Source organism: Streptomyces sp. NPDC001156 (assembly GCF_053598275.1).
In genome coordinates, this window is the sequence record NZ_JBSFJX010000208.1 from 1 (window position 1) to 13,471 (window position 13,471).

The 13,471-nt window shown below is 69.4% G+C and carries 12 protein-coding genes; 3 read left to right on the plus strand and 9 right to left on the minus strand.

The genetic code is table 11. From position 1 onward, the window contains the following. Positions 1–104: 104 nt before the first annotated feature. The gene (locus ACWDA7_RS43140) at positions 105–3,047 is read right to left on the minus strand and encodes a UPF0182 family membrane protein (RefSeq protein ID WP_450612388.1); all 2,943 of its coding nucleotides are present in this window, start codon (positions 3,045–3,047) and stop codon (positions 105–107) included. A gap of 163 nt (positions 3,048–3,210) precedes the next feature. On the opposite strand from ACWDA7_RS43140, the gene ACWDA7_RS43145 reads away from it, so the two are divergent. Next, positions 3,211–3,753, plus strand: a complete 543-nt coding sequence (locus ACWDA7_RS43145) for a PPA1309 family protein (RefSeq protein WP_450612368.1) — start codon at positions 3,211–3,213, stop codon at positions 3,751–3,753. 76 nt (positions 3,754–3,829) lie between these two features. On the opposite strand, the gene ACWDA7_RS43150 is transcribed toward ACWDA7_RS43145, so the two are convergent. From ACWDA7_RS43150 to ACWDA7_RS43165, 4 genes are all read right to left on the minus strand, one after another. Continuing rightward, positions 3,830–4,927, minus strand: a complete 1,098-nt coding sequence (locus ACWDA7_RS43150) for a YlbL family protein (protein WP_450612370.1) — start codon at positions 4,925–4,927, stop codon at positions 3,830–3,832. Between the two features lie 80 nt (positions 4,928–5,007). After that, the gene (locus ACWDA7_RS43155) at positions 5,008–5,172 is read right to left on the minus strand and encodes a hypothetical protein (protein WP_359395934.1); all 165 of its coding nucleotides are present in this window, start codon (positions 5,170–5,172) and stop codon (positions 5,008–5,010) included. 168 nt (positions 5,173–5,340) lie between these two features. Next, positions 5,341–5,799, minus strand: coding sequence for a molybdenum cofactor biosynthesis protein MoaE (locus ACWDA7_RS43160; RefSeq protein ID WP_450612372.1), 459 nt, complete (start codon positions 5,797–5,799; stop codon positions 5,341–5,343). A gap of 216 nt (positions 5,800–6,015) precedes the next feature. Then, positions 6,016–7,179: an SDR family oxidoreductase gene (locus ACWDA7_RS43165; protein ID WP_450612374.1), complete on the minus strand. Its 1,164-nt coding sequence runs from the start codon at positions 7,177–7,179 to the stop codon at positions 6,016–6,018. 191 nt (positions 7,180–7,370) lie between these two features. Here ACWDA7_RS43165 and ACWDA7_RS43170 point away from each other — a divergent pair, with 191 nt between their 5' ends. Together ACWDA7_RS43170 and ACWDA7_RS43175 are read left to right on the plus strand one after the other, a co-directional pair. Further along, on the plus strand, positions 7,371–8,786 hold the full coding sequence (locus tag ACWDA7_RS43170) for a zinc-dependent metalloprotease (RefSeq protein ID WP_450612376.1): 1,416 nt from the start codon (positions 7,371–7,373) through the stop codon (positions 8,784–8,786). Then, positions 8,783–9,304 (plus strand): NUDIX hydrolase, encoded by a 522-nt coding sequence (locus tag ACWDA7_RS43175; protein WP_450612378.1) that lies wholly within the window; start codon positions 8,783–8,785, stop codon positions 9,302–9,304. The genes ACWDA7_RS43170 and ACWDA7_RS43175 overlap by 4 nt, the downstream gene beginning before the upstream one ends. 42 nt (positions 9,305–9,346) lie before the next feature. Here ACWDA7_RS43175 and ACWDA7_RS43180 read toward each other — a convergent pair whose 3' ends face one another. The 4 genes from ACWDA7_RS43180 to ACWDA7_RS43195 all read right to left on the minus strand — a co-directional run bounded on the left by ACWDA7_RS43180 (position 9,347) and on the right by ACWDA7_RS43195 (position 13,226). Beyond that, positions 9,347–10,102: an AIM24 family protein gene (locus tag ACWDA7_RS43180; RefSeq protein WP_450612380.1), complete on the minus strand. Its 756-nt coding sequence runs from the start codon at positions 10,100–10,102 to the stop codon at positions 9,347–9,349. A gap of 16 nt (positions 10,103–10,118) precedes the next feature. Beyond that, entirely contained in the window at positions 10,119–10,799 is a 681-nt protein-coding gene (locus ACWDA7_RS43185) for an AIM24 family protein (protein WP_450612382.1), read from the minus strand. A gap of 11 nt (positions 10,800–10,810) precedes the next feature. Then, on the minus strand, positions 10,811–12,487 hold the full coding sequence (locus tag ACWDA7_RS43190) for a TerD family protein (protein ID WP_450612384.1): 1,677 nt from the start codon (positions 12,485–12,487) through the stop codon (positions 10,811–10,813). A gap of 142 nt (positions 12,488–12,629) precedes the next feature. Next, on the minus strand, positions 12,630–13,226 hold the full coding sequence (locus ACWDA7_RS43195; protein WP_450612386.1) for a M48 metallopeptidase family protein: 597 nt from the start codon (positions 13,224–13,226) through the stop codon (positions 12,630–12,632). Positions 13,227–13,471: the final 245 nt, after the last annotated feature.

Here is a 13,471-nt window from a genome sequence, read left to right on the forward strand (position 1 = left end):
GATTTGAACCTGCGACCTCTGGGTTATGAGCCCAGCGAGCTACCGAGCTGCTCCACCCCGCGCCGTTGTTGGTAAACCCTATCACGGCGCGGGGTGGGCTCCGTTCAGCCGCCGCCGGAAGCGCTCGGGCTGCTGCTCGGTGAACTACTGGGCGAGCCGCTCGGAGCGGCGGACGGAGCGCTGCCGCCGGTCTTGCCGGCCTTGACCTGCGCATCCTCCGCCCGCTTCAGCGCGGCCTCGAGGTCCTTCTGAGCCTGGGCGTACGCCTCCCAGTCGGGCTTCTTCAGTGCCTCCTGGCCGGCGTCGAACGCCTTCTGCGCGTCCTGGAGGGCCTGTTGGACCGTCGGATTACCGGACGGAGGCGGGTTGGTGGTGCCGGTGTCCGGCGGTGTGGCGGTCGAATCCTGCGCCCCGAACACCTTGTTGAGCGCCTGGTCGAGCGTGTCCTCGAAGGCGGTGTTGCCTCCGTAGGTCACCAACACCTTGCGCAGCAGCGGGTACTTGAGCCCGCCACCGCGTACGTAGACCGGTTCCACATACAGCAGTCCGCCGTCGAGCGGCACCGTGAGCAGGTTTCCGTACTCGATGTCCGAGTCGCCGCCCTTGAGCAGCCTGATGGACTCGGCGATGTCCTGCTCGGAGTTGAACTGGCTCTGGACCTGTTTGGGTCCGTCCACGGTCGTGCTGGTCGGCAGTTTCAGGACGCGGATCTTGCCGTAGTCACTGGTGCCCGCCTCGGAGTCGACCGTCATGAACGCGCTGAGGTTGTCACGGCCGTTGGGCGTGAACGTGGTCGTCAGCGAGAACGCCTGGGACGTCTGGTCGGGCATCTTCATGCTCAGGTAGTACGGCGGCACCGCGTCGCCCGACTTGTTGGTCGGGTCGTCCGGCACCTGCCACACCTCGCTGCCGCTGAGGAAGGTCTGTGCGTCCTTGACGTGGTAGCGGGTGAGCAGCTCGCGCTGGACCTTGAACAGGTCCTGCGGGTAGCGGAGATGGGCCATCAGCGAGGCCGAGATGTCGCTCTTGGCCTTGACCGTGCCGGGGAAGGCCTTCATCCAGGTCTTCAGGACCGGGTCCTGGGTGTCCCACTGGTAGAGCTTGACCTCGCCGGTGTACGCGTCGACGGTCGCCTTCACCGAGTTGCGGATGTAGTTGACCTGGTTCTGCTGGGCCATCACCGCGCGCTGGGTGTTGCCCGCGGTCAGGGAGTCCGCCGTGGTGTCACCGAGGGTCGTACGGGAGGCGTAGGGATAGCCGTTCGTCGTGGTGTACGCGTCGACGATCCACTGGATCCGGCCGTCGACCACCGCTGGGTAAGCGTCGCCGTCGATGGTCAGCCAGGGCGCGACCGCCTCGACACGGTCCTTGGGCGTGCGGTTGTACAGAATCCGCGAGCCCTCACCTATGGCGCCGGAGTAGAGGATCTGCGGCTCGTTGAACGCCACCGCGTACGCGGCCCGGTTGATCGGGCCGGAAAGGCTGACCCCGCTCTTGCCCCGGTAGCTGGTGGTCTTCTCACCGCTGTCGTCGGAGTAGTCGATCTCCTTCTGGGGACCGCCGACGATCGAGTACGTGCTGGTCTTCTCGCCGTAGTAGATCCGCTGCTCGTAGGTGGGCAGGTCTCCCTCGGACGGCAGGTCGGACTCGGTGAACTCGGGCTGCCCGTTGGCGTCGGCGGTGGTGCCCTTGGCGGCGACCACGCCGAAGCCGTGGGTGTAGCGGAAGTGGTCGTTGATCCAGTTCTGCTTCGGGATGCCCGCCAGGTTCAGCTCGCGCAGACCGATGACCGTGTCCTGGTCCTTGCCGTCCTTGTTGTACCGGTCGACGTCCAGGTTGGTCGGGAACGCGTAGTAGTTCTTCATCTGCTGGAGCTGCTGGAACGTCGGAGAGACGATGTTCGGGTCCAGCAGGCGGATGCTCGCCGTGGCGTCCGCGTCGTCGCGCAGCTTGGTCTTGTCCTTGGTGCTGCTCGTCCCGCCGTACTCGGTGACCTGGGCGTCGTCGATGCCGTAGGCCTCGCGGGTCGCCTTGAGGTTCTTCTCGACGTACGGCGCTTCCTTGGCCTGCTCGTTCGGCTGGACCTGGAACTTCTGCACTATCGCCGGGTAGAGCCCGCCGATGAGGATCGCCGAGAGCACCATCAGGCCGAAGCCGATGACGGGCAGCTGCCAGGTGCGCCGCCACAGGGTGGCGAAGAAGAGCACCGCGCAGATGGCGGCGATGCAGAACAGGATCGTCTTGGCCGGCAGGTAGGCGTTGGCGTCGACGTACCTCAGGCCCGTCCAGTTGCCGGTCGCCTTGAAGTCGCTGGACTTGACCGCGAGGCCGTACCGGTCGAGCCAGTAGGCGACCGCCTTCAGCGCGACGAAGACACCGAGCAGCACCGACAGGTGCCCGGTTGCGGCGGCCGTGGCGCGCGCTCCCGGGGAGGTGATGCGCAGACCGCCGTACAGGTAGTGCGTGAGTGCGGCGGCGATCAGCGAGAGCACCGTGGCGGCGAAGCCGAAGCCGAGCAGGAAGCGGTACCAGGGCAGGTCGAAGGCGTAGAAGGCGACGTCCAGATGGAACTGGGGGTCCTTCTGGTGGAAGGGCACGCCGTTCACCCACATCAGCCAGGTCCGCCACTGGCTGGACGCCGAGGCGCCCGCGATCAGGCCCACCAGGGCGGTGATGCCGAGCAGCAGCCACCTCTTGTAGGGCGCGATCCCCATCCGGTAGCGGTCGAGGCTCTGCTGCTCCATGGACATGGCGCTCAGCGGCGGGCGCAGCCGGTGCGCGAGCCAGATGTTGAAGCCGACCGCGGCCGCCATCAGCAGACCGAACACGAAGAAGAGCCCGATCTTGGTCCACAACGTGGTCGTGAACACGGACGAGTACTTCACCGACCGGTACCAGAGCCATTCCGTCCAGAAGCCGGCGAACATGACGAACGCCATACCGAGGACGGCGAGGACCCCCAGTGTCATGAGGAGGGTCCGGGCACGCCGGGACGGGCGGCCCACTCTGATCCGTGGCCCCGTCGGGCCTCCGCCGCGGTCCGGCATCTGGAAAGCCAAGGTGCGCACCTCGAAGTTCGCTGTCGATTCTCCAGACCCCGTGAAAGCGGACCATGGAGGAGGCTCCACGATCGCGGAGCCTCACCTATGCAACTTACTGGCGCTTTACTCGGTTCCCGGATCCGGGTGGGAACGAGGCAGGATTGTGACCATGTCCAACACTTCCATGGCAGCGAACCCGCTCACCCGGGCCGTGCTCGAGATCGACGAGTACGCCTCCGGCCTCGGCTGGGACCAGCCCGCTCGCCTTTTCGCCCTCGTCGACACCGAACGGCTGCGAGCCGAGGAGCCCGCGCTCGCGGCGCAGCTCGGCTTGGAGGACGACTCCGAGGCAGTAGGCCTCACCCCCGTCGAGCAGGACGAGGTCCCCGCCGACAGGCCGCTGGACGAGTTCCTCGGCACCATCGCGTGGCCCGACGCGGTGGCCGGCTGCGCGCTCACGGTGGAGCGGCTGATGCTGCCGCCGTCCGCGGAGGCCGAGGTTCCGCAGGGCCTGAGCGAGAAGGACCTCGCGAAGTGGGTCGCCGGCCACCCCGACCGCCAGGAGGTGCGGATGACGGTGGCGGTCCTGCGCGACGGTGCACGCGAGTCGGCGCTGCGGCTGCGCGAGAAGGACTCGGCGACGGAGGTGCTGACCGGGCGCGACCTGGTGCCGGGGCTCGCGGAGGCGCTGTCGGCGACGTTCGAGGACTGAATGCCGCGCTGAGGCGACGAGGAGGGCGCGCCCGGGGTGTCCCGGACGCGCCCTCCTCACGCCGGAGCGCTGCGCCTCAGCCCTTGGTCGTGCACTTCGGCAAATCCGCGGTGTTGCCGGTGCGGATGTCCTTCAGGGCGTTCAGGGCGTCGTCGATGGTGTTGACCTTGACGAGCCGGAGCCCCTCGGGGGTGTCCTTGGCTGCGGCCGCGCAGTTGTCCTTCGGCGTCAGGAAGTACTGGGCGCCCTGGCTGCGCGCGCCGACCGTCTTCATCTCGACGCCGCCGATCGGTCCCACATGGCCGGCGTCGTCGATGGTGCCGGTGCCGGCCACGAACTTGCCGCCCGTGAGATTGCCCGGGGTGAGCTTGTCGTAGATGCCGAGGGCGAACATCAGACCGGCACTGGGCCCGCCGACGTCGGCGAGCTTGATGTCGATGGTGAACGGGAACGTGTGATCGGTCCCGGCGGAGATCCCGACGATGGCCCGCTGCTGTCCGCTGTCGTGGGACGTCGTCGTGGTGATGGTCACATTCTGGGTCTCGGTGGCCGTTGTGTTCGCCTTCTCGGCGGCGGCCTGCTCCTTGGCGGGCACGATCGTGAAGACGACGTCCTGACCGGGCGTGTGCCGGGTGACCAGCTTGGCGACGTCGCCGGGCGCCTTCACCTCCGTACCGTCCACGGCCTTGATGACATCCCCCGCGTGCAGCCTGCCTTCGGCGGGCGAGCCCTTGAGAACGGTCGAGACGATCACCCAGGACTTCACCGGGACGCCCAGCCGCTCCAGGGCGGCGACCTTGGCGCTCTCCTGGGACTGGCTGAACTCCTCGGCGTTCTCCTGGGTGGACTGCTCCTCGGTCTTGCCGTCCGGGTAGAGGGTGTCGTGCGGGACGACCTTGCTGTCATGCGCGAGCCATCCGTAGACGGCCTCGATCAGGTTCATGTTGTAGTCCGCGCTGGTCACCCGGACCGTGGTCATGTTCAGGTGCCCGGTCGTCGGATAGGTCTTGCGCCCGGAGATCTGCAGCACCGGCTCGCCGTCGTGCTCGGCGAGGGTGTTCACGGTCGGACCCGGGGACATCTCCGCGTACGGCACTTTGATGAACACTCCCGCGCACAGGAGCGCGATCAGCATCAGAGTCGAGGCGAGCATCGTCGCGGTGCGGCGTGGCATGGAACGACAGTACGGGACAGTCCTGTAAGCGCACCGTCGGGGCCGTCCGTACGAACGGGCGGCTCCACCTCTCGGAGCGGTCAGCCGCCCGAGTGGGACTTCTCCATGGCCTCGCAGAAACGGGCATATCCGGCGAGCTCGGAGCCGTCGCCCGCCGTTTTGCGGTTGCGGCTGGCCCAACTCCCCCACAGTCCGGCACCGATCGCAGCCACCAGCGGAATCAGCAACCAGGCGAGCGCCGCCATCTCGACCTCCCAGCCCCATGAGCGACCGCAACTGACTGATCAGCAGATTAATCATCTGCCATGTCAACGCTCACGCCAGGGGTGCGGTTACGCAACCGGAGCCCGGGGGAGAGGTTGGTCAACCATATGAGCGGCACGCCTCGGCCGAATGGCGCCCGGGCGACGGTGCTACACGCCGACCCAGTCCTCCGTCCCGTCGGAGAACCTCTGGTGCTTCCAGATGGGCACCTCGTGCTTGAGGTCGTCGATGAGTTTCCGGCAGGCGTCGAAGGCCTCGCCCCGGTGCGGGCAGGCCACCGCCACGACGACGGCGAGGTCGCCGACACGCAGGTCTCCCACCCGGTGCACGGCCGCGAGCGCCCGCACCGGGTACTCGGCGACGACCTTCTCGGCGATCCGCCGCATCTCCGCCTCGGCGCTCGGATGGCACGAGTACCCGAGCTCGTCCACGTCGGCCCCACCGTCGTGGTTCCGCACGGTCCCGACGAACAGCGCGGTCCCTCCGGCGGCGTCGTCACCGACGGCACGGAAGACCTCGTCGAGGGAGAGCGGCGTGTCGCGGATCGCGAGCAGCTTGATCGGGTCGTCAGCCGACTGCTCACCGGGGTGATCGCTGTGGGATGCCATGCGCCCATCGTGCCGCACACCACGGGCGAGGAGGAACAGACGTTTCGCCGGCACGCGCGCGTGAGGCCTTGGTGTGTCCTACGAGAGGCAGCCCGACCCGTCAGGGGTCCGAGGACGAAGCCGGTCGGGCCGTAGCGGTGGGCAGGGCACCCGGTGAAGACAGACAGCGGAGGGGGAGAAGCTCGAGGCCCCGGCGCGCCGCGACGCGCCCGTGTGTCAGATCCGCCGACGGGCCTTCCGCGCCCGCCGCACCACCGCGGCCGCACCCAGCAGCGCCACCGTCGCCCCCGCGGCACCTGCCGCCGTCGCGTCCTTGCGACCGAGCCGCCGCCCCACCACGGTGTGCCGCCCGGACACCTCCTCCAGCAGCTCCGCGAGGACCTCCTCGTTCGTCCACTGCGGCCGCCATCCGGCTTCGTGCAGCCGGCTCCCGCTCACCACCCAGGGGTACATCGTGTACGCGAGGTCGCCGGCGGGCGACGGCGTGAGCCCGATCCGGTGCAGCCGGGCCGCCGCCCCCAGGGCGACCGCCGAGGGCAGCTCCATCCGCCGGATCCCGCTGAGCTCCTCGATCTCCTCTTGCTCGAGCCACCCGTCGCAGCCGACGGCCAGTTCCCCGTCGACCTTCTCCAGCACGGCGTACTCGAGGGCACTGCACAGGTCCTCGGCGTGGCAGAACTGCCAGGCCGGCCGGGACCCGGCCACCACCAGCAGCCGGGGCGACTCGAAGTACCTGGTCAGCGCCGTATCCGTGCCCCCGACGAGCACGGCGGGCCGGACGACGGTGACATTGAGTCCGGGATGCGCCCGCGGGGCCCGGCGCGCGAGCCGCTCGATCTCCAGCAGGTCCCCGACCCCGGTCGCCTCCGCCGTGGCCCGCAGTTCGGCGTCCTCCGAGAGCGGGAGCTCGTTGTCCGGCAGTGCCCCGTACACCATCGAGGACGTGCACAGCACCACCCGGTGCACCCCCGCCGCCGCGGCGGCGGTCAGCACCGTCTGCGTCCCCCGGACGTTGTATGCCGTACGCGCCGCGGTGTCCGTCTCCAGGTCGAGATCGAGCGCCAGGTGCACCACGACGTCCGCACCCCGCAGCTTCTCCGCGATCGCCGGGTCCCGCACGTCCAGGATGTGCCACTGCGCCGCCGCGCACTCACCGCGCCGCTCGTCGATCGCCACGACCTGCTTGATCTCGTCGGACGCGGCGAGCCGCTCGGTGAGCAGCGCGCCGACGCCGGACGCGGCGCCGGTGACCGCGACCACCGGTCCGCGGACGCCCGCGGACTCGCCGGCCCGCAGCGGCACCGCCGAGGGGTGCTGACCGTCCGACATGCGGGCTGAATGGTTTCGCGCTCCGCGAACCTGCGGATCTGGGGAACTCACCAGGCGTCTCCAGCGGTTGTCTTCAGTACGACCGCGAAGCACGCGTGCGTACCAGGTGGCATCCATCCTGCCGCAGGCCAGGTGTCGGCGAAGCACTCAGGCCCGATCGGGCCCAGGTGTCTACGCTGGGTGGTGTTGTCGGGCAGCCAGCCGCCGGAAGGAACCGGTGGCCTTACCAGCCGAGGAATCCCGTGAGTGACACCCCATTCGGATTCGGCCTTCCGCCGGAGGAGCCGGAGAACGGCGACGAGGGCAAGAAGAAGGACCAGCAGAGCGGTGGCGGTCAGGGTCCGGCCAACCCGTTCGGTTTCGGGCCCGGAGCCGGTGGCGCCGACAATCCGCTCGCCGCGATGTTCGGTTCCCTGAACCCCACCGACCTGGGCGCCGCCTTCCAGCAGCTGGGCCAGATGCTCTCGTACGAGGGCGGCCCGGTGAACTGGGACATGGCCAAGCAGATCGCCCGCCAGACGGTCTCCCAGGGCACCCAGGACGGCACGAAGGACGTGAGCGTCGGCCCCGGCGAGCGCTCCGCTGTCGAGGAGGCGGTCCGCCTGGCCGACCTGTGGCTCGACGATGTGACGTCCCTGCCGTCCGGCGCGGGCACCGCCGTGGCCTGGAGCCGTGCGGAGTGGGTCGAGGCGACCCTGCCGGTGTGGAAGGAGCTCGTCGACCCGGTCGCCGAGCGCGTCGGCGCCGCCATGGGCGATGTCCTGCCGGAGGAGATGCAGGCCATGGCCGGCCCGCTGATCGGCATGATGCGCTCGATGGGCGGCGCCATGTTCGGTACGCAGATCGGGCAGGCCGTCGGCGTCCTCGCGGGCGAGGTCGTCGGCTCGACCGACATCGGCCTGCCGCTCGGCCCGGCCGGGAAGGCCGCACTGCTGCCGCTGAACATCGAGGCCTTCGGCAAGGACCTGGGCGTCCCCAAGGAGGAGGTGCGGCTGTATCTCGCGCTGCGCGAGGCCGCACACCAGCGTCTGTTCGCGCACGTTCCCTGGCTGCGCTCGCACCTGTTCGGGGCGGTCGAGGGCTACGCGCGCGGCATCAAGGTCGACACGGCGAAGCTGGAGGACGTGGTCGGCCAGTTCGACCCGCAGAACCCGGAGGAGCTGCAGCAGGCGCTCCAGCAGGGCATGTTCCAGCCGGAGGACACCCCCGAGCAGAAGGCGGCCCTGGCTCGTCTGGAGACGGCCCTGGCGCTCGTCGAGGGCTGGGTGGACGCCGTGGTACACGCGGCCGCGAAGCCGCGCCTGGCGTCCGCGGACGCACTGCGCGAAACGCTGCGCCGCCGTCGCGCCACGGGCGGCCCGGCCGAGCAGACGTTCGCGACGCTCATCGGTCTGGAGCTGCGGCCGCGCCGGCTGCGGGACGCCGCACGCCTGTGGGCGTCCCTCACGGACGCGCGCGGTGTGGATGGCCGGGACGGCCTGTGGGCCCACCCCGACATGCTGCCGACGGCCTCCGACCTGGACGACCCCGACGGCTTCGTGCACCGTGAGCAGCTGGACTTCTCCGAACTGGACAAGATGCTCGGCGAGGCGGCGGACGGAGCCAAGAAGCCGAACCTCGAGAAGGACGACGACGCCAAGGACGACGACACCGAGTGAGCCTGTACGACGACGCGGTCCGCGTGCTCAAGGAGTACGAGGACCAGGAGGATCTGCGCCAGGCGTATCTGGACCACCTCGAGGCACACCCTGACGGCCTCTGGAAGGCGTGCCACGCGGGACACCTCACCGCGAGCGGGCTGGTGATCGACCCCGGCCGCGGCCGGGTGCTGCTCACGCTGCACAAGAAGCTCAGGATGTGGCTGCAGATGGGCGGCCACTGCGAGCCGGGCGACGCCACGCTGGAGGCCGCGGCCCTGCGCGAGGCCACGGAGGAGTCCGGCGTCGCAGGTCTCGTCCTGCTGCCGGGCGGCCCGGTGCGCCTGCACCGGCACTCGATCCCTTCACCGTGCCACTGGCACTTCGACGTCCAGTACGCGGTCCTGGCTCCGCCGGACGCGGAGCACATGATCAGCGACGAGTCGCTGGACGTCCGCTGGTTCCCCTATGACGAGGTGGCGAACGTCACGGACGAGTCGGTCGTAGGCCTGCTGGAGGCGGCGCGCGCCAGGCTGTGAAAGAGCGAGGGGCGACCGCCGCAGCGGCCACCCCTCACTTGCTCAGCTCCAGACGTTGCCCTGGTTCTGGCCCCGGGCGCCGTACTGGCCCATGCCGTACTGGGCGCGTAGCCCCTGTCCGATCACCGCGTTCTGCGGCGGCAGCAGCTCACTGGGCTGGACCAGCGCGTAGCCGTTGCCCATGAAGCTGAGCTCCCAGCCCTCGCCGGTGTTGCCCCGGCGGCGCCACACACCGGAGGAGTGCGTCTGCGCCTGCATCTGGACCCGCAGGCTCGTGGACCAGGCGACGATCGCGTCCGCGTCGCAGTTGACGTACTTGTCCGGCGTGACCTGCATCAGCAGGGGCGCGCCCGACGTCATCAGCGCGACCTTGCCACGGCCGGTGATGTTGAGCTGGTACTTGCCGGAGCCGGAGATGCCGTACTGGCTGTCCACGGCGATGACCTCGTGGTGCAGTGAGGAGTCCATCGCCAGGACGTAGCTGCTGTCGACGGTGAGCCCGTCCTGTTCCACATCCATGATGTGCACGTGCTGGGCGAGGTTGGCGAGGTAGACGGTGCCCTGACCGTGACAGCGCATCAGGTCCAGGCCCTCGCCGGTATAGGCACGCGCGCGCTGCTGGCCGTGGCTCTGGTACTCGCCGTCGAACTCGATCAGCCCCTGGTAGGCCACCATGGTGCCCTTGCGCGCCAGGATGTCGTCGTGGCCCTCCAGCAGGACGCGCAGCATCTGCGAGTTCTGCAGGCTGTAGCGGTCCTGGGTCTGCTGCTCGTTGTAGCCGAAAAGCGTGCTCTGCATGGTGTGCGGTTCCCCCTCAGCCCCTGAACCGGAGGCGGTCGGTGCTGTCCTCGCTGGGCTGGACGACCACGATGCCCTGCCCGGAGAACGCCATCTGATACGCCTCGCCGCTGCCGCGCCCGATGAGCGACTGCGCCTTGAAGCTGCGCTTGCCCTTCACCTTCAGGTTCGGCGACCAGGCCACGAGGGCGTCCGGGTCGACGTACGTCTCGTCCTCACCGCCACCGCAGTCGACGACGATCGGCTCGCCGCGGGAGGTCAGGGCCACCCAGCCCTGTCCGGAGATCTTCGTGTTCCACAGGCCCTGCCCGGCGAACTTGGCGAGCCCCTTGACGCGTTCGACACCCCACTGGAGGTGCGCGTCGAAGGCGAGCAGGTTGGTGGCGTTGACGGAGATCGCGTCACCGTTCAGGTTGATGACGACCACGTTCGCGCCGTAGTCGGCGAGGTAGAGCAGACCGTCCCCGGAGCACTTCATCAGGGGCGCGCCCTCACCGGTGATCCAGTCCCGCGCGATCTGGCGCACGGCCGGCGGGTTGGGCTCGTACTGGATGAACCCCTCGTAGGCGACCATCGACCCCACACGGGCGAGGAGGTCGCTTCCGGTCTGCATGGCGACCTTCAGCATGTGATTGCCGTGGTTCTCCATGCGGGCGGTGACGGGCGCGGGCGCGAAGCCCGCGAGCGGCTGGTTCATGTCGGGCTCCCTCAGACCTCGTACGGCTGGACGACGACGAAATTGCCGGGCGCCGCCCGGAACTGGAGGTTGACGCTCTCCCCGGTGTCCCCGGGGTAGGCGTTGCGGCGCATCCGCACCTGGCTGGAGACGATCACCTGAGCCGCGGCGGACCAGGCGACGACGGCGTTGGAGTCCACGAAGGTCGTCGGGGTGACGGGCAGCACCACGGGCGCGCCGTGCGTCTTCACGACGATCGTCCCGGTGCCCTGGAACTGCATCGTGAACAGCGCGCCGCCCGGGATGCCGTGCCCCTCGATGCGCCGGACCTCGTGCTGGAGGGACTCGTCGAAGGCGAGGACGTTCTCCGCGGAGACGCAGATGGCGTCGCCCTGGAGCTCGATGGGATGCAGATGGGTGGCGCTCTCGGCGAGGAACACTTGACCCTGCCCCGTACAGCGCATCAGCTGCATCTCCTGGCCGGTCGCGTTGCCCACGATCCGCCCGGCGAAACCGGCGCCCTTGTAGCTGAAGTCGACCTTGCCCTGGTACAGCACCATGCTGCCCTGCCGGGCCAGCACCGGCTGGCCGCCGATACCGAGGTCGACCCGGACGAGCTTCTTGTTCTGCTGCGTCCACCGCTGCCCGGTCGGCGTCTCCTTGAAGGCCTGCAGCGCCGCGGTCACCCCGGCACCGCCCTGAGGTGCGCCCTGGGGAGCACCGTACGGGGAGGGTGCCGCGGGCTGTCCGGCGTACTGTCCCGGGACCTGCCCGTACGACGGCTGCTGACCATAACCGGGGGGCGCGGCCGGGGGCTGCTGACCGTAGCCGGGCGGCATCGGGGCGGACGGCTGTCCCCCGTAGCCGGGCGGCGGGCCCGGCTGCCCGGGCGGCTGGACGTAGGGCGCGGGCCCGGGCGGCGGAACCGTAGCGCCGGGCGGCGTGTTCAGGGGCGCCACGATGGTGGGTGCGGCGTGCACGGACGGCACCGGGGCCGGGGCGGGCGGCGCGGGGGCCGGCGGGGGCGGGAAGCCCTGCGGAGCCGGCTGCGGCGGCGCCGGAGCGGGTGGCGGCGCAGGGGTGGACGGGGCGGCGAACGCGGGCGGCGCGGCGGCCTGCGCGGGCGGCGCGAATCCCGGGGCGGCACCGGACTGCGGCTGCTGGGGTGCGGACGTCTCCTCTTCGAGGACCTCGCCGCCGAAGTTCTTCAGCAACGCGTCGAGTCCGCCGTCGAATCCCTGGCCGACCGCGGCGAACCGCCAGACGTCCTTGAGGTAGAAGTCGCCCAGCATCACGGCGCGTTCGGTGGTGAACTCCGAGCCGTTGAAGGAGTACCGTGCCACCTCCTCGCCGCCCGCTACGATACGGATGTATCCGGGATTGATCTGCGACATCTGCCCGTTGCCGTCCACCGTCGCCGTGAACGACAGCTTATGGATCTGCGGCGGGATCCTGTCGAGCGTGACCCGGAAGGACTCCGTGTCACCCGCCTGCGAACCGAGGAGCTGAATGGCCTCCTCCGGCGTCTTCGGCTGGTTGAAGAAGACGAAGTAGCGGTCGTCCGAAAGCCGTTCGTCGGCGTCCAGACCGAAGCAGCTGATGTCGAAGGTCAGTCCGGGCCCGGAGATCTGCACACCTACATACAGATCCGTTCCCGAGGTGAGGTCACTGACCCTGGCCTTGTGGCCGCGCTGGAATTCCCTGGCCATGCGTAACGACCGTCCCCCATCCCGAATATGAGTGCGTCGCGTCAGGCTAGCCGCAAACGCCGCGAGTGGAAGAAGCCGGTACAGACCCGGTACACAACCGCTTCCTCGGTGGCGCCGCGGGACATCGGGCCGGATGTCCGGACTACTCCTCGGCAGGCGCGGGCTGATGCGGCAGCCGGTCGGCCGCGACCACGCCCTCCAGGTAGCCGCGGGCGCGCTCGGTGCGCGGGTACGCCTCCAGCAGTCGCCAGAACCGCGGGCCGTGCCCCGGGACCAGCAGATGCGCGAGCTCGTGCAGGAGGACATAGTCGACGACGTAGTCGGGCATGCCCTGCAGCCGGTGCGACAGACGGATGCTGGCTTCGGAGGGGGTGCACGAACCCCACCGCGTGTTCTGGTTGGTGACCCAGCGCACCGAGGTGGGCCGCGCCCGGCCGTCGAAGTACTGCACCGAAAGCCGCTCGGCACGCTCGGCGAGCTCCGCGTCGCCGATGACCCGCTTGTTCTCCTGCGCGGCCAGTTTGGCGAGCATGAGGTTCACCCAGCGCTGCTCCTCCGCCTCGGACATCCGGGCAGGGATCAGCACGATGGTGCGGTCGCCCTCGCGGTACGCGGAGACAGTCCTGCGGCGACGCGCACTCCTGCGTACCTCGATCGCGCTCGCCCCTGAGCCGCTCGGCGGCTGGCTCGTCGTGCTGCGCTGTGGGTTTCCGGCGCGGTGCAGTGGTTCGGCGGGCACGCCCCGACGTTACCTGCTGCACATGGGGGAAGTCCCGCCTCCGGGACGGTTCCGTTTGGATCCGCACCCGGACCGCTCGTTTTGTAAGACCAATGCCCAAGGCCGGGTAGTTAACGATCTCCGTGTCACTGCAAGGGAGTTGGTGACCATGTTGTGGCGGTGTAGAGGCCGGGTCCGATCTTGTGGATGAGTCCGCTCTCGGCCCATCTGGAGAGTTGTCTGTACATGGTGTCCAGGGTGACGTC